This is a genomic window from Haloarcula sp. H-hyl6 (assembly GCF_056934455.1).
In genome coordinates this window covers 114,307-132,184 of sequence record NZ_JBRIIK010000005.1, presented here as the reverse complement: position 1 = coordinate 132,184, position 17,878 = coordinate 114,307, and the positions used below count along the sequence as shown (strand labels likewise).

Annotated in this window: 8 protein-coding genes; 2 read left to right on the top strand and 6 right to left on the bottom strand. The window is 56.0% G+C overall.

Translation table 11 applies throughout. The features are described 5' to 3' along the window. The first annotated feature begins 154 nt into the window (after positions 1-154). Together Hhyl6_RS22975 and Hhyl6_RS22970 are read left to right on the top strand one after the other, a co-directional pair. Positions 155-2,743, top strand: a complete 2,589-nt coding sequence (locus tag Hhyl6_RS22975) for a PD-(D/E)XK nuclease family protein (protein ID WP_483741548.1) — start codon at positions 155-157, stop codon at positions 2,741-2,743. Continuing rightward, on the top strand, positions 2,740-5,601 hold the full coding sequence (locus Hhyl6_RS22970) for a UvrD-helicase domain-containing protein (protein WP_483741547.1): 2,862 nt from the start codon (positions 2,740-2,742) through the stop codon (positions 5,599-5,601). Before Hhyl6_RS22975 ends, Hhyl6_RS22970 begins: the two co-directional genes overlap by 4 nt. 325 nt (positions 5,602-5,926) lie before the next feature. On the opposite strand, the gene Hhyl6_RS22965 is transcribed toward Hhyl6_RS22970, so the two are convergent. The 6 genes from Hhyl6_RS22965 to Hhyl6_RS22940 all read right to left on the bottom strand — a co-directional run bounded on the left by Hhyl6_RS22965 (position 5,927) and on the right by Hhyl6_RS22940 (position 17,832). Beyond that, a complete protein-coding gene (locus tag Hhyl6_RS22965; protein ID WP_483741546.1) occupies positions 5,927-6,802 on the bottom strand; it encodes a DUF8172 family protein in 876 nt (291 codons plus the stop codon). Positions 6,803-6,866: 64 nt separating this feature from the next. Next, complete coding sequence (gene pglZ, locus Hhyl6_RS22960; protein WP_483741545.1) at positions 6,867-8,993, bottom strand: BREX-5 system phosphatase PglZ; 2,127 nt, start codon at positions 8,991-8,993, stop codon at positions 6,867-6,869. Beyond that, entirely contained in the window at positions 8,990-12,682 is a 3,693-nt protein-coding gene (locus Hhyl6_RS22955) for a hypothetical protein (protein WP_483741544.1), read from the bottom strand. The genes pglZ and Hhyl6_RS22955 overlap by 4 nt, the downstream gene beginning before the upstream one ends. Next, a complete protein-coding gene (locus Hhyl6_RS22950; RefSeq protein ID WP_006093017.1) occupies positions 12,675-13,301 on the bottom strand; it encodes a BREX protein BrxB domain-containing protein in 627 nt (208 codons plus the stop codon). Before Hhyl6_RS22950 ends, Hhyl6_RS22955 begins: the two co-directional genes overlap by 8 nt. Then, a complete protein-coding gene (locus tag Hhyl6_RS22945; RefSeq protein ID WP_483741543.1) occupies positions 13,298-16,996 on the bottom strand; it encodes a hypothetical protein in 3,699 nt (1,232 codons plus the stop codon). The genes Hhyl6_RS22950 and Hhyl6_RS22945 overlap by 4 nt, the downstream gene beginning before the upstream one ends. Then, positions 16,993-17,832, bottom strand: coding sequence for a BrxA family protein (locus Hhyl6_RS22940; RefSeq protein ID WP_483741542.1), 840 nt, complete (start codon positions 17,830-17,832; stop codon positions 16,993-16,995). Before Hhyl6_RS22940 ends, Hhyl6_RS22945 begins: the two co-directional genes overlap by 4 nt. Positions 17,833-17,878: the final 46 nt, after the last annotated feature.

Sequence of the window (17,878 nt, the reverse complement as noted above, 5' to 3'; positions counted from 1 at the left end):
GACACTGAGCCTGCGCACGTGTTTTGTACTTCCACCACCTCACCAGGGCCGATTATGTGCATTTCTCAGAGGCTATGGTGTTTCTGTGCGGATTCTAGTTCGAGTTGGCTGTCCCGACGACACATTTTTGAAACTCACCTGAGTCCGATAGTCCGTGTCAATTACACGAGCGAAGTCTCTCGATTCTCTCTACGAGGAATGCAAGGATTTCGACCTTGTGCTCGTGCCGGACGCGCCGATGGCAAGCGCCCTGAACCGGCGTCTCGACCAACCCCACTTCGGGCCGTTCGCGATTACCCCACGGCGCCTGGCGGCTCGACGGCGAGAACAGGCTGAGGATCGACTCGCGTTTCTCGAAATCATTGAGACGACGGATCTCGACTGGAAGGAGACGTCCTATGCGGTCGGTAACATTCTCCAGTGCTGGGAGTATCAGGGGACGGCCGACGCGGTGCTCGACTACGAACAGTTCGCGACGACGGCAACGCACACTGCTGTCGACTGTATCGCAGAGATGGACACGACGTCTAACCGTCTCACTGAGTACAGTATCGAAGCCGACACGTCGGTCGCTGTCGTCGGCTTCAAGCAGCTTACCGAACTCGAACGCTCGATCCTTCCCCCAGACTACGAGACGATCGACCCGTTCACCGGAGAGCCATTCGATCATCCATCCTTCCGCATTCTCGACTCACCGGCCGCAATCGTCGACGCAGTCCTCGATACGGTCTCACCGGAGAATGCCGACGACGTGGCTGTCGTCCTCGATGCAGCCAGTCAGTATTCCTCGCTCATTGAATCGGCGTTGGAAGCTGCAGAGATTCCATACTACGGTGGTCCCGGGTTCAATGACGATGCCCGTCACCGCGCATTCCTACAGCTCCTTCGAAGTGCCCACGCCGGCCGGGATACACGAGTAGGCGACGTTCGACCACTCCTCACCCAGCTCGGGATGCCCGTCGACATCGAGCACGACGAGAAGCGTCTCTACGACCTTGATCGCCCGGAAGTAGATTGGATTCTTGAGTTCCGTGATGAGATTCGTTCCCGCACATTCGAGGAGGCCATCGACGAATACGAAGCAGTCACGGACGCCTCTATCGACGCCTTCAGAGAGGAAATCGTGACGCTCGGCCTCCTTGACGACGCCGTCACCGAACCGGTAGTCGACCGGCTCGAATTCTATCTTCAGTCGTATGAGGTTCCCGTTGACCGGGAAAACGAAGGTGTCCTGCTGGCCGATGCGAAATCGGCTGCTCACGTCGGCCGCCCCCTCGTGTTCTATCTTGGACTTGACGAAGGGTGGACACATTCGTCGCCTCGCCGCCCATGGGTCGACAGCGACCAGGAATTCGAGCGGAACATCCGTCAGTTCCAACTCCTCCTGCAGAACGGTGTCGACCAGTACTACCTCGTCCAGGACACCGCCGGTGGGACGCCAGTCACCCCGTGCCTATACTTTGAGGAACTGTTCGATGAGGAGTTCGACCGATTCAGTGACTTGGACTCACTGCAGCATTCACGGGCGTCTCGAACGACACAGGACGGATTCGAAAAAGAACCACTCGGTGTCTCCCACGAGGACGTCACCGCACTCAGCCAGTCAAGCCTGAACTCCTACGTCAACTCCCCCCGCGATTACTTCTTCAGCCGACTCGTCGACAACCCGGACAAGGACCACTTTAGGGAAGGGAACCTGTTCCACGACTTCGCGGAATTCTATGTCTCGCATCCGGACGCCATCACGTCTGATACACTCGACGATGTAGCCGCAGCCATTCTCGATGAAGTCGACCCGTTCCTCCGGGGCGTCGACCGGGAAGTCCGACTCACCAAGTACCGTGTCGGCCTCCAGACCATCGTTGAATTCCTGAATGCAAACTCGCCTCACGGTGACACCCTGGTGACGTCTGACGGTGGTCGGGGAGAGAACTTCTTCGCCGAGTATTACGACCGCTCCATCGATGCGTCACACACTGAACGCTGGTTCGAGAACACCGACCTCGGGTTGAAGGGGAAGATCGACCTCGTTCACAGCCCTTCCCGACTCCTCGACTACAAGAGTGGCGCAAAGAAGTCCGCATACTCGATTGTCAAACATTCGGCGCTGGATCCACCAAGCGACAAACCGAACTTCCAGGCGTTGCTGTATCTCGCTCACCAGCGGACCGAGCGCCCGGATGAGGAACTCCGATTCACGTTCTTCCACTTTCTCGAAACACTCGACGATGTAGTGACTGGGGATGGGTCTCTCGATGATTGTTTGACCACAGTGACGTATTATCCTGTTACGTACGAGGGATACATCGCGAGGCGAGACACGTTCACCGAACTACAGGAAGACGCCGCAAACGACTGTAACAAGACCTTCTCCAAGGTGGCGTATGAAGTGTACCTGGATTTCTTGGATGTACACGAGTTCCCGGAGACGAGAGACAAGGACGAACTCTTAGAATCCACGTTTGCCTGCCTCTTGACGGAACAGATGAAGGAGAGTGTTGGAGACTACAAGTACGTAAAGAAGGGCTGTAAGCAGGCACTGAGACACCTCCTTCGGATTCGCAACGAGAACTATTTCACCGGCGACGTGGACGCATTCGAGCAGTTCGTCCGAGAGCGCCTTTCGGAACTGAACACTCGCCGTGCGGGTGACGAGCGCTTCCCAGTTCAGGGACTCGGTGGCGATCCCAACTATCGGTACGTAGACAACCGAGATTGCATCCTGGAGAGTGAGTCGCGATGACCGCACCAAACGACCAACAGCAAGACCTGATCGACAGCAAACAGGGCATCCACGTCGTCGACGCCGGCGCAGGGACTGGGAAGACGTTCACCGTCACCCGTCGCTACGCCGAAATCGTCGACCAGGACGATGTCGAACCCGAGGACGTCCTCCTCGTGACGTTCACCAACAACGCGGCGACGGAGATGAAGGACCGAATCGTCGCCAACTGTGACTACGGGATGCGTGAACTCTCTGATGCCCCGATTCAGACGTTCCACAGCCTTTGTCACGACATCCTCATGGAACACGGCTTCGAGGCCCCGACGCTTCTCGGCATCGACGACCGGATTACGGGGTCCACACGTGTCCTCGAAGACGAAAACGTCGAGAAGGCGCAGTTCCGCGAGTTCATCCGTCGATTCAGCGACGACCACCCCGAGTATGACGACTTCTTCCGCGCCGTCGAGGAACCAGTCGAACTCCTCGGTTTGATTAATCAGCTCGCGGCGAAAGGTGTCTTCCCGACGGCTGATGGCTGGTACCGGAACGGCGAGCGGCATCTGGACGGCGACTTCGACGCATTTCGAGAGATCTTCGACGAGCTGAATCATCCCCGGAACGACGGGAACAAGCAGTCGAAGCTTCGCTCGAAACTCGGGGGCTACGGGAACGACAAGTGCTACCTCCCAGACGCGCCCGAGGAGGACGAGATCCGTGGCGGATGGGGTGAGAAGCAAGTTCCCGATGCCGTCGCGCGACTGGCGTTTGACGAACAGCGAGAGGGCCTCAAGAACTTCGTCCACGATGTCTATCACGAGTACCTGCAGTTCGCGCTCAGTCGGAACTACCTCAACTTCAGCTTCCTCCAACTATTTGCGTTCGTTCTGCTCTGTGACGACCACCGACTCCGCGACGACGTCGCGTTCGAGTACGTGATGATCGACGAGTTCCAGGACTCCAGTGAGATCCAGTTCAAACTCGCACTCCTGCTCGCGGATACGAACAACGTCTGTGTCGTCGGTGACTGGAAACAGAGCATCTACTCCTTCCAATACGCTGCCGTCGAGAACATCACCGAGTTCGAGTCTCGACTGGACCGGTTCGTCGACGAACTCAACGAGGATCACGAGCGAGTGTCGTGGGCGACACGCCCGATCATCGATATCGAACTCGTCGAGAACTACCGATCGACGCAGGCCATCCTCGACTTCTCCGAGCACAGTTTGGTCACGCCCGCTGCGAGCACGGACAACGTCGACGAGGGGACCGTCCGAGACCGTATCGTGTCGCTCTCCTCGAACGCCACGCACGAGAACTCTCAGATAGTGGCGATTCAACACGAAGACGAACATGAGGCCGTTCTGACCAAGATCCAGGAGGTCGTCGGGAACGACGCGTATCAGGTCGAAGAGGACGACGACCTCCGTCTCCCGGAGTACGGTGACATCGCCGTCCTCACCCGGACTCGTGACTTCGGCCGGGAACTCCTCTCTGTCGCCGAGGAGTACGGGTTGCCGATGGCGTACGAGGGCGGCATCGAGTTATTCCGGTCTGACCCGGCGAAGCTTCTGCTGGCGTGGCTGCGGATTCTCGAATCAGACGCCGAGCGAGGATGGGCGGTCGTCCTCGAGGAAGCTGGCTACACGCTCGATGAGGTCAAACACGTCCTCGATACCCAAGAGTATCCCACCAACATGCAGGCATTCAAGTCGGAGCTTGGGTCACTGGAGACGGTCGGTGGAGTCGCCCAGCGCGTGTTCTCCCAGTACGACTACGACGGGGCGTATGCTGACGTGCTGCTGACGACGATTCAGTCCGTCCACAGCGCCACGACGTTGACACGAGGTGACCTCATCCGATTCATCGAGCGGGGCATCGAGGACGGAAGCACTCACGAGGTCCACGCGAGTGCCGGGATGAACTCGGTGACGGTCCAGACCATCCACGCGGCAAAGGGACTCGAACACCCCATCGTCGTACTCGCGAACATGAACTCACACCGATTCCCACCATCCGGCGGGAACAGTAACGCGATCACGTTCGACGATCCGATCGGGCTACGCCAGCGGAAGGTCTACGCCGACGACCACGGGTATCCCCATATTCACGACAACTGGCGGAGTGACGTCCTCCGGAAGTGCCTGCCGCGTGGGTACGATGAGGAGAGGCGCTTGCTCTACGTCGCAATGACGCGGGCTGAGAGCCACCTTGTGTTCGCTGCAGGCGAGAGCCCGAACACATTCCTCGAAGAACTCCCGGTCGACCTCGAGGACTTGGAGCCAGACGTTCAGGAGGACGACATCAGCGAGACGACGCAGGCGCACTTGCAGATTGCTGTGCCGACGCCGGATGGTCCGGTCGGACACTCGCCGCACACGCTCATGCGCGACGACGTGTTCGAGGACGTCGACGACGGGAGAGGGACAGTGTTCGGAACGCAGACCCACGAGTTCGCTGAGCGGTACGTGCTGGAGGGGGACGTCGAACCCTCGAACGACGACGAACGTCACATCAAGTCGTTCATAGACTCGCTCGATGGTGAGCTGCGAGTCGAGGAGGATGCGTATCTGCCGCTTACTGTCGACGGCGAGCAGGTCACTATCTCTGGAATCGTCGACCTCGTTCACATTCGTCCCGATACCGTCGAAATCATCGACTTCAAGACTGATCTCGGACGGCACGCAGAGGATGAGTATCGGAAGCAACTCAGCGTGTACTATCACGTGCTGAATGACTGGTTCTCTAGTCGAGAGGTGACCGCAGGGATCTTCTATACTGCACAAGAGGTCCGTGTTGATATTGATCCGCTCTCGAAAGCGGACCTAGTCACGCTGATTGGTCAGGAACAGCGTTCGGAAGCCAGCGTTATCGAGTAGTCTTACCGCAAATCCAGATATCCCCTAAACAACGTCTTCGAACATGGTTGGACTTTGTTCGGGGACAAATTGTTCGATGGCAACGGATTCTTGAGAGCAGGGAAGAACATCTGCGCATTCAGCACTGATCGAGGTGAACTGAGCCTGTTTGATACTCGTCTGGAGCCATGCAAGCGTTTATACGGTAGAAGAGACAAGATTAGGTTGACCAATGAGTCTTGATGAGGCGGTTGACGAAGCGCTCGCGACGTACAATATGTCGCGCAGCCAAGAGGCCGAAGAAACGGGCCGAACAGTCGCCACACTCCAAGACTAACGGCACTCCTTAGTCGAGGTTCCGAATCTTTTCAGCGAACTCTGCTTTCGATAGCCCTGGCGTTTCCTTCAGGTCTGGATACCCTGCGCGTTCGACGGCCTCCTCGACGAACTCGATCCAGAGGTCTTCATGCTGCTCCGCATAGACGATCTTCGCCTCACTCGGGTACATATCCAGCTCGTATGCGGTCAAGTCGATTTCGACCGCGTGTTTCCGTTCAAGTGTTCTCGCGCCGAAGCGGTACAGGTGCTTGAAGAGGACGTTCTTCCGTCGAACGGTCAACAGCCGCTTCGATTCGTTGATGTACTCATTAACCCACTCCCGCCAGTCGTACGTCTCTGGATCGACTTCTATAGACGTTTCCGGCATGGAGAAGTTCGGATTCAGACGCCGGAGGTAGAACTGGATCAGTGCAACAGCCGTCCGGTGGTTGGCGTTCGGAAGTGCGTGTTTCAGAATCAGGTTCGAGGCGAGTCGACCTGCAACGGCTGTTGCTGAGCCCTCCCACGACGTCCGATCAAGCACGTCCGGCAGCGCGTCGACGTCGATCTTCTTGTATGCCTCGACAGGAACGCCTTCTTCTTCCTCGTTCTGAGCGATGAGGGCGCGGTAGATCTCAAGCAGCCGAACGACGATGGTGCTGTTGTCCTCGCTCATCTTCGCGAGTGACTCACTTAGATTAAAATCGATTTCACGAACAGGCTCACCGCCGACGCGGGACGTATATACGACGTAGAATTCTTCGTCGATATCGTATGCTTGGACCTTCACTGCGACGTCGTCATCGTAACCGACTATCTGCGAGACGATTTCAGCAGGATCCGGATGTACGAAGTCAAGAGAGAATTGCTTGTCACCGGGATGGTGATAGTAGACGTGGCCCATCTGCGTACACAGTACTCATCTGCGCTTATTAATCAAGTTCACGAGCGAATTGTCTCGCCGTGTGCTATTCTTTCTCGACTCGGAGGAAGTTCAGCATGCATTCCTGCGGAAGGATCCCACCGTGGTAATAGCGGGCGTCGGTAAGCCCACTTTTGCTGTTGTACTGTCGAGGTTTGGCGAGCAACCGAACTGACGTTTTCAGATATTCTGCCCCGGGTGTCTGACCCGTGACTCGGACGCCTGTTCCGGCGTCCTCGATGTCGTCTCCAGCGATTCGCCGATATTTGACCTCTCCATCTCCGTCGTAGCTAGAAATCGATTCCATCGTAGTCCCCTTCGGGAGCAGGACGAATCCGTGATCCGTCACGACGTAGATTCGATCCCAGTTTTCGTTCTCTAGCTTCTCTGTGATCAGATCGTAGAGTTCGTCGATGTAACTGGTGAAGTGACTCTCTGGATTGTCGAGTTCATTCTCACCGATGTCGTCGATGTCCTTGTCGTAGTAGGCGATTTGGTGGTGTTGCCACCCGGAATCGCGATCGTCCGGTACGTCCCATCCCTCTCGTTCAAGGGCTTTCACTCGGTTTCCTTTGTTGTCGAGACGCTGGCCACCTCGTTCGACAGAGAGCTTCCCGTTCCGGAGTTTGACACGGAACCTGTGGGCTCGCCCCGGTGTGAGTGCAGCCATCCCGAACTTGGTCTCCGATGGAAGTGTGCTAACTCTGGTCTCTTCGGCGATCGAATAGTCTTCTCGAAGGCGGTTGGCCAGCTCCCGAGCGAGGTCTAATCGCAGCGCATCAATCAGAAACAGGGCGACTGTTTCCCCTGTTGCGAGATCCTGCTCGTTGTCAGTCCACCACTCGTAGGCAGCGTCTTTCCCCGCCAGAGGCGATCCAGTACTGAACGAACTGACTACTGCCTCGCTCATCTCCTCAAGATAGTTCATATACCGCGTCTCCAAGAGCTCGGCGCGAATCTCAGGGAGCGATTCCGTCGCTGGGTGAGAGTTGAGAAGCCTATCTTGCTCGGGTTCACCTGTTATCTCGAGCTCCAACACTCCATAGTCGATCTTCCAGGTTCCGTCTTCCTGATCGGCATACTGGTCGAAGGGGTCGAACGACTGGGACCGCTCTTCCCAGGCTGCGAACCGCAATTCCAACTCGGCTACTTGTTCGGCTTGTTCCCAGAGCGTCGTCCAGGGAATATCGTCCGGATACACCCCGAGGGCTTGTTGTCGTTCGTTCGCTCTTTCGATACATTCCGTGTACCTTCCCTCTTCTAATGATTCGAGCCAAGCATCCCACAGAGCTGCATCAAGCGCTCCATCAACCGGACAGGCAGCGAGCTCCCACGCATCGTCGGATGATTCGATTACGTCCCCCCAGTAGCTCTCGCTCAGATAGCGCTCTGCCAACCGCTTGCTATGTCGGGAATCGACTATTCGTTTGAGTGGATTGATGTCGCCAAGGGTGCTACCCACGTTTCCATATCCCTCGGGGAAGGCGTCGACATCCATTCCCTCGGCGACGAGCCAGCGGGCAACGGCCCACTTCCAGACGACGTCCTCGATCTCCTCTGGTGTTTCAGCATTGTCTGCAGGAGCGACGTGCCTGTCTTTTAGCGACTTTTGTACTCGGGCAATCGTTTCATCATCCTTGTCGATTTCTGGCCATCCTCCTTCAAGGAGGTGTTCTAAAATCTGGCCCTCTCCTTTTGTGATTATCTCACCGATCAGGTCCCCGTAGCGTGGAATTCCACCGCTTGCGAACTGAGTTTTGATTACATTCGCCGCAGTTTCGCGGTCAGACTCCGTCCCTCGCTCAACATCATAGATATCCCAGGGATTGACCTCATACAGCTCGGCAGTCAGCTGTTCGATCGTGAGTTCGATTTCACCGCCAGTTTCACGGATGTCTCTGAACCAGTCACGATTCTCCTTCGCTTGGGGGATGTACCAGACGTGGGGAGTCTCCGGTTCGTTGATTGCGTTTCTTCTCAGTTCGAGAGGAAACCGTTCTGCCTCCGAGAATCCCACGCCGATCCGGTCTGCAGCAGCATGGACGACCTCTCGGAGATGTCCTCCGTCGTCCCACCAGACGACTCGAACTGCTGTTGCGTAGTCGTCAGGAAATTCATCTTCTAGATGAGCTTTCGCTTGGTCTTCGAGCGTCGTCGTCGGTTGCGATTTCATCGGTCTCCCTCCTCTGTATCGATAACCACAATAGTGCCGTCACCTGGTTCAGTCACATCTGCCCAGAGCTCGTCGACAGATGGTCCGTCGTCATCTTGGTCATTATCGTCTTCATCGTCGTCATCATCGTCCGTTGACTGGAGCTTTGCATCGGCCTGTTTCACCAACGCTTCTGCTCGCGACGGTGTGACGAGGTCTGGCCCGCTTAGTGCACGCTTCACCTGCTTCGTAATGAACGCATCCGAGTGCTCCGAGTCAAGTTCCTCATACCGAGATTCGAGCTGGGCGTAGAGTGACCCGTCCGGTTGGTCCTCAAGTAGCCCTCGTGCTTTCTCAAGCTGGCCAGCTTCGCTGACTGCGTTCCCTGATGCGATATCTGATTCGGAGATGTCTTCCGCGGATGCCGCAATCTCATCGAGTTCTCTGAGTGACTTGAAATTCACTCCAGGAATCGTCTCGGTGGCGGAATCAATATCAACGATTATGTCTTGATCCAGTAACGCTTGCTCGACCGCTGAACAGAGATCCGAGATCGAATCCGCTTCAGGTGCGGTTCCCGTGAGAAGGTGGTAGAGTTCACTAATTTGTGAGGTACGGAAGTCCTGAGCCTCTGTCTGGAGCTTAGTCAGGCTCTCCTTGGAAGGGATACGTGACCCATCGACGGCATCCTCCATCTTGTAGGTAATCGCAGCATCTTGGTACAGTGATCGCATCGTCTCGAGTGTACTGTTGAACTCATCCCAGAGCGGCTCCTCATCCTCGAATAATGGTTCAGCTTTGTGGAACCACTCTGCCTGGGTTGGTACTGGCGATTCAGTCAGTACTGTATCGTCGAGTTCACCACCAGCCATCCCTGGTTCTAACGCGTCACGGAGCGCATCCAGCGTAATTTCTTCGTCAAACTCGAGATCCACACGAGCACAGACATTCCGAATCTCCGAACTATTATTTTCTGCCCATGATGCGAGATTGGAAAGCCAAGCGGTCGGATCGTTCCCTTGTGGGGCGAACCCTCGGAGAGACTGATAGACCGCTTTTAGATTACTACTTCCCTCAATATCCACCGGATCGAATCCAATATCGATGTCACGGATATCGGAAAGACGTCGCATCACGCGACCGATTTCGCCCGGGTCTTCGATACGGACCCCATCACGTCTGATCTCGATTTTGTTTGCTGCGGCGAGCGTGATCAGAAGCGCCGCCAGTGCCTCGCGTGGCGTCCCGAGATATTTCCCCCGCCGACCAGCGATTTCTTCGAGGACAGTCTCTCCACTCACTAATTCCTCTCCAGCGTAATCGTTGAGGAACTCTTCAGCCCACCCGTCACTAATCTCTCTCGGAACTGTCTTGACCCCGAGCATTTCTGCGTCGTCGCTTGAGAACGGCCACGTACCATTCCCGTTGAAGAACTCGAAGAGGGTACGAGCGTCGTCAACCTCCTGCAGCCGTGTATCGAGTGTTTTCCTGTTCTCGAATTTCTCCCTGACAGCATCAGCGAGCACACTATCGATGTTGCTTAGATACGTCCCTCGCGTCGTGTTATGGTCCGGCGTATAGAGCTTCGCTCCATAGAGAAGTTCCTCGATCTCGTCTTCGACGGTCTCCTCCTCCTGTTGTTGCTCGATACGGAGTTCTGCGCTAGCCCCCGGCTCCAATAACTTATCCAGCGCAATCAGATGCCGAATACTCTCTCGAAGGCCCTCTGAAAGCTCAATAACGATAAGGACGTCTTCAACGCCTTGCTCACCAGCGTTCGCCTCCTGCCATCTCGTTCGTGACTCTTCTATTGTATCCGGGTCAGCCGCTAGTACCCTGGCAACTACACCATCGAAACGAGGTTCCGGTGATGAGTCGACTTGGTCTAATACAGTGTAGCGGAACGTGTACGGGGCGTCGGAGATTCCATCGATATTCCGCGTGCGGAGTGAATCATCCGCGGTCAACCGACCACGATCTGCCTCCCGGAGAAGGTCCTCAATATTATACCGGACTTGATGTTGAGGAAGCTCTGCTGCCTCCCGGTGAATCTGATCCCAGAACTCGACAATCTCCTTCGACAGGATTCTGTATGTCTGCGGTTGGACACTCTCGTCGGTTCGAACAAAGTTGTCCTCCATCAGCGCTTTGAGGGCTTCCTCAACATCGCTTTCGAGCTGATCGATGTCAGTATCTACTGAGCTAACCAGAAGCCGTGTGATGTTCTCCTTCGTTGTTTGGACGGCGTCGACCTGGCCAAGGAGATAGAGAACTTTTGCGACACTCACCCCCATCTCGTCAGTCGTGTTCTCGACTTTCTGGATCTGGTCCTTTGCCCACCCCGGAATGTCCGTTGTTTCGCGCTCAATCAAATCATAGATTTCATCCCACGCAACGACCGCTCCAGGCTCTTTCTGGGACCAATCAAAGCTGGTGAAGAGAGAACGAACGAGAATCAGCAGCGCTCGTCCCTGAACATACTCTCTGTCCACTTCCAAGTCTTCTTTCTTGAGACTCTGCATGACCTCGCGGAGCAACCAGAGGTCGTGTTCACGGAAGGGATACGCCTCTATGGGCTCTCCGACGTCGGTGTATTCTGAAGCGTCGGCAAGTTCTAACTCGAAGTCAGGAGCCTGTTCGAGCAGGTTGTGTACCGTGTTCCCCCCGGAATCTGACTTTCGGAGCCATCGCTTTCTGACTATGATCTCAGTGTCAGCACCACGGAGCGGAATTTCGTTCGTGTACCACGCCTCAGGATCGACCTCTCCCATGAAATCCTGCTGCATGTCCCGCAGCGACCACTGTCCTGTTCCCAAAATTGGGGGATTAATGTCGGCGATGAGTGTGTCGACCGTCTCCAGGAACTCTCGATAGCGGTGTTGCTGGTCACCAACGTAAATGGCGACTTCGTCGAGCCCGATGAGGAACTCGTACGTCTCGCCTGATTCCTGTAAGTAGCGCTTCGTTCGGTCCAGCCGTTCTACGAGTTCATCGGGTGTGAACGCCTCAGTACTGATCCGTTCCGTGGCTTGCTCGATTGATTCCCTGACGCCATCTTTTGTTGCATAGGGCGTGCCGTCAGTCTCGTCCATCTCGGGAAGTGCTTCATAGAGCCATGGACGGAGCGCAGCCTTGTCTTGTGCTGCCTCCTGTAACGACATTCCATCGTGTTCTACAGAGCCTACGGCTTTCCAGAGCCCATGCTCGATCTCCAGGGTCCACGCCCACTCGAGTAACCAGAGTGGGTCAGTCGGGTAGTTGAGCTGATTCCCTAGCTCCTCGTAGATCAGGAGCGAGAGCGTCGAGTCACGAACCTTGTCCCGGTCGAGGAGGTTCATGAACAGGGGGACCAGGTGGTCAATGTGGGACGAATTGAGTCGGTCTCTGAATTCCTTGAATCCAGAGAATTGACTCGACAGCTTCGGAGCGACCGTTTCGAGCCCCTCGATCTCGCCAGTCGCGATTCCGATCAGCTTCAGAAGGTGCGTTTTCCCAGATCCGAAGGTGGCATGGACATACCGGAAGCGTGGCTGTGATCCTGTACTGTTGACGACTTCACCGAGTTCTGTGAGTACCTTTCGAGCGCTATCAGTCTCGTAGAACTCGTCGATGTCCCGTTCGGCTTGGCCGACTTCGTTGACTTTCTGTACTTCTTCGAGTTCTCGCGTCGGCGAGCGAGCAAACAGAGATTCAAGTGTCGTATCAGTCATCGAGATACACCTCAGTGATTTTCTCGTCAATTCGGTGGGCTGGGTAGTAGTGGCGCGCGTCTTCGTTGAAGAAGCTCAATTTCCCTCCTCTAATCGAACCAGGGAATGGGATTCCGATTGTAGTGTTCACGTTTCGGCGGTCCATCTCATCGAGCAGCTCTGAGGCGCGGGTGAACGGATAGAGGCTTCCGAGGTTCACCAGCAGAAGGATATGCTGCTGCGCGTTCTCGCCTTTGAGTTGTCCTTCGACGAGTTTCCCGATGAGTTCGTCAGCCAGACTCGTTTCGAGTGTCTCCGTTACTGCGTTCGTGGTGGTCCGCTCAAGAGGCCCGAGATCGAGTGTGGTTTCGAAAACACGCGTCTCGGGCATCAGGTGATCGAGCCGAACACACTCGACTGTGAGTTCGTTGCCGGCCTGGTTCTCGATGCCAGCCCAGTTCGTCAGTGTATCTGGTGTCTCGGGGTCAGCCCATTGAACCAACCGTTCCGTCACTCGGTGTTCAACAGATGGTTCGACTGGCACCATGACGAAGGGATTTCGAATTCCCCGCCGTTCGCCACTTGCGAAGTCGACCAATTCCTCGGTGAATCTCTTGAGCGGGTTTCGCGTCGACGTCATTTGATAATCACACCTCCATCGATCTGTTCAATCGTCGGCTTCCTCGACTTCACGAGGCGCTCAAATTGGCCCTTGAGTGCAGATTCATCGCCGAATAGCACACCTACGCCTTCGATTTCCTCGGGTCGAGTCCCACCGACCAACTGCTCTACAGTCTCGTACTTTTCTCGATACGTGTCGACTCGGTCCTCGGTGAGGCTGTCCCAATCCGTCGTTGAGGACACCGTCCCGAGCGCTCGTTTCAGTGTGCGTTCGTCATGAGTTCCTGGTTCCCGATTCGTTAACGCACTAATACAGGCTTGGATGCTTTCGTGGGTATCTCTGAAGTGCCGAAGTGGGCGGAGATATCCGGACTGAAATCCATCGTGAACGCTGTGCTCAGGGAGCTGTAGGGGCGGGATCAGCCATTGATGTCCCTCGAGTTCCGTCACTAGTGATTTCGCGTTGGTCTCTGCCACTTGAGCCGACCAATCCTCTTCAAGCGCTGAGATTGCAGTTAACCGAGCATCCAGTGACTGATCGAAGGACTGCCAGCCTTCCTGCGTCCACCACTCCCGACTAGACTCGTTTTCGAGCTGTTGGCTCAGCTGGTCCAGTGCGTCGTAGAACGATTGGCTAAGCCAGTCAATCTCCAGCTCTCTGAACCGCAGCAGCCCGTCGAGTTGTAATAGGTAGGATTCCCTGGAATCCCATCTATCCTCAACCGCAGTCATCCACTCTTCGTCACTCGCCACCTGGTCGATTATCTCTTCCCAGTCCGTGTCGTCAGCAGCGATTGCGTCGGCGCGAGATTCAGCGCTATCCGCCAGTTCCGAGAGCGCATTACTGAAGGCTGCAACCAGCGAAACGAGCGCCTCGCTCTCTAATTCAGTCTCTGTACTGACTTCTGTCGTCTCTGCAAGCGTTCGCGCTCGCCGCTTAACCGACTCGTTCAGTTCTTCGAGGGCGACGATCCCCTCGTCGACCGTTTGAATCGGGTCGATGATTCCAGCATCGATGAACTGTTCCTTGAGCGACGTCGAAGACGGCGCCGTACGCAGCTTGATCTCCATCTGCTGAGATAGCGTCAGCAGTTCATCCGCGGCGAGAGCCTCTCCGTCCTCTGCAACAGGACGGAACTCCCCCGCGCGACACAGCCCCCAGAGGACCGCCGTTACTGCCGGTTTCACCTCTCCATAGAACGGCGTCTCCTCGGTGATCTTTTCGAAGAGCGCTGGCAGACCCATCTCGTTGTCATGGTCGACCAACGTTCGACCGACTGCGCCTCGAATCTCTTTCGCAATCGTCCCCATCGTGGACACCTCCGCATCTGGTGTTGGGACATCGATTTTCTGTGCCCACTCCGGGTACTCCTCGTCGTCGAGTCGTTTTAGCTCCGAGAGGTAGCTCTGGTCCACCTCGAGCATGACGGGATGGAAGAACGAGGGATAGGCACGGTTGATGCACTCTTTGACCGCAGACTCGAGACCACGCGGTTCCTGAGATTCAACCTTGTACGAGCCATCTTTGAGCGCGCTCGCGAGCTTACTTTTCACCCTGTCCGCTGCATCTTCGACGTCTCGGGCTATCGTATCGGGTGTTTCCGTCTCGGCCGTCGCTTCGTGGAACGACCACCACTCGATGAGCTGGCTTCGGAGATCATCTAACCCATCCTCCTTGACCGACCAGTAAATCGTTCCCTCGTTGACTTTCTTAGAGTCGACATCAGGTCGCACGCCCCGGATAACCACTGTGGCTTCGAGCGCACTCTCGTGTTCGTCCGCCCCATCTAGTGGTTGTCCATCGATGGAGAAGTTGTACGAGATTGGGTAGTTGTCGCCGTCCCCACCGTAGGGAACCGAGGTTGGGAGATTCAGACGAGGGCTGATGTCCGCCCAGAGTTCATTGTCGAAAGCGGCGATAATCTCGTCCCAATCTGGGTTCTTGCGGTTCTTGCGTGCCTCTTCGATTATCTCTCGCTCCTCCCGATCCGTAATCCGAAGGAGAGGACCGTCCTCGGCCGTGTTTGGCCTGATGTACTTGTCGAGGTTCTCCAGTGAATTTTGGACCTGGTTTCGGACGGTCGTTCGCGGCTGCCCGTTAAGATCGTCCATCACCGCAACCGCGATGTTGGCGTCGTTCTGCGGGACTGAGTCGGGCACGTACGAGAGGAGTAAAACTACTTTTGCGACCTTGAGATCGAAGTCAGTCGTGTCTTCGTCGGCTTCGATCTCCTCCAGGACTTCGATCTCGTTGGGGATGATGTCCTCGAGCTCGTACCGAATCAGGTCATAGAAGTCAACGAGGCTGATGAGGGACAGCTCGTCTTTGCTTTCGTCGCGCATCCATCGGTCTCGGAGTCCGGCGACGATGGCGAGAATCGCTCTCGCTGTCCCTGAGAAGATCGACTTCGTCGAGTCGGCCAACTCGTTCCGAAGGTTCGAGAGTATCTCTAGGAAGAGCGCTGGCTGGTATGGCAGGAGCGGATAGAACTGCACGAACTCCTTTTCTTTGACTCGATTGAGAGGTGGCTCCGTGTTCTGCCCGACCTCTGAATAGACGAACGTAGATGTCGGATGTACCCGCGCCGTCAGTGCTTCTGACTCAACCCAGTCTGATCCTTCTTCGGTCTTCTCGAGGAGGCGACGTTGAACGATTTCCCCGACGTGATGACTTGGCAAGTGGTACTGGTGGGGGAACCGGTCTTTGAGAATCCCGAAGTCGAGTTGCTTCGCAGCGAGTCCCGGTCGAACGTCCTCGATCTCGGACTGCGCCGTCGCCACCATCTGGATGTTCCCCTCGCCAATCGTATCGATACTCTCTGCGAGTGCGTTGAGTTCCGAGAGACGCTGGTAGTCCCCACCGATGAAGAGCGTCACTTCGTCGACGAGGAGGACGATCTTTACCGGCTTCTCAGACTCCGCCTCAAGGTCTTGACGATACGACTCAATGGCTTCGACAGCCATCCGCTGCCCAATATCCTGGCGTTGGATGTCCGCCAACCCATCTGCAGTTCCTGTCTCTCGTTCGACGAGCTCCTCCAGAACGAGATCAGAGAGGGTTCGGTACTGTTGGACGTCGTCCCACGAGTACCGATCCGTGTTTGGAACGTCTTCATCTTTGAGGACCTCTTTCGTGAGTTCGTCACGCTGATCCCACGTTCCCTGATTCTGGTACCACTCCTCGAAGAATGCGACGTCGAGTCGGTTCGAGAGGCCTCGAGCCTGATAGACTGCTTGGAGGATGATCTCACTGAAGCTCTGTTCCCGAACACTCTGGTACTTCAGGAGGTTGATCGGGAGAGGGACGAGACGGTACTCGTCGAGCATCGAGGACCAGGTATCGAAGAGGTCGCTGTAGGCGCTATCTGAATCCAGCCGATTCCAGACTTCCTCTCTGTCTTCCTCTGCGAGGTCTGCAGATGCGGTAAGGAGGTTGAGGACGGTCAGCAGATGGCTCTTCCCGCTGCCGTAGTACCCGTAGAGCCAGTGATTGGCTCCCTTCCGCATCTCCTCGTCGTGGCCGTGAATTCGAGTGAAGAAGTCCCGGAGGAAGTTCTCTGAGGCATCTGTGATGTGGTAGGTGTCGAGGTAGTGGCGGTAGAGCTGATCGCGATGAGCGGCTCTGTCTTCGTCCTCCTCGAACTTCCGGTCGATACGAATGGACTCCTCGAAGGTCGCATCCTGCTTCTCGAACAGGTCGTCCATGGAAGTCATGCCGATCCCTCCGCGAGCATCGTGTAGAAGTCGTCGACGGGTTCGAACCAGACGCGACTCCGAGCTTCGTGGTGCGTCCAGCCCTCATATCCTGCCAGCCGCTTGCTCTGCGGTTCCCAGTACTCTTCGGACTGGAACAGGTAGAGCCAGCCAATCGGCTTCGTGAGCCACTCGTCGCCGTTCTGAGCCCAGGAGTAGTAGGCCGCAACCTGGAGGGGAACGTCGCCGACCTTCGGGGGTTGACCGGCGGTCTCGGTCTTCCCTTCGAGCACACCGATATCACGAAGGGCAGACCTGAGCCCCTGTACCCACCGTTTCTGTGTGGATTCCGAGTACTCTAGCGGTTCGCCAGCCTTGTCTCGGAACTCGTCGAGAATGCTAAGAACAGTATTCATCTCGAAGTCGAGTGCGGAGGGTCCTTGTTTCATCAGCCGGCGGAGGTACTCGTGGACGACATAACGAGCCAGCCCGTCATGGTTGACGAGATAGAGAAAGAGCACCTGTGCCTGGTCTCGTTCGTTCCGACACTGGTCTAGAATTGTTGGAAGCAGTGGGACCGATGGAAGTCCTTCCCCTACTGACTGAAGCCGGGCACGTATAGTGATGAGTGGCTTCTTCGAGCTATTTCGACTGCTGCGATCCCCGACGCGCTCGTCGTACCAGATCTCTTTGACCGACGTCCAATCGAGTTCGTCCGCGTAGAGAGATGCGATATCGTGCGTTCTCTTGGTTTGGAGCCCGCATTGAGTCAAATCCGTTGTGATATTCGATTCGGGGAGTTTCCCAACGAGAGATGGGAGCCATGAATCCAACTCCCCGTTTCGACCTGTAGCCATACTATGACGAGACTGTGGTATCTACTTAGAAGTTCTTGTGACGATT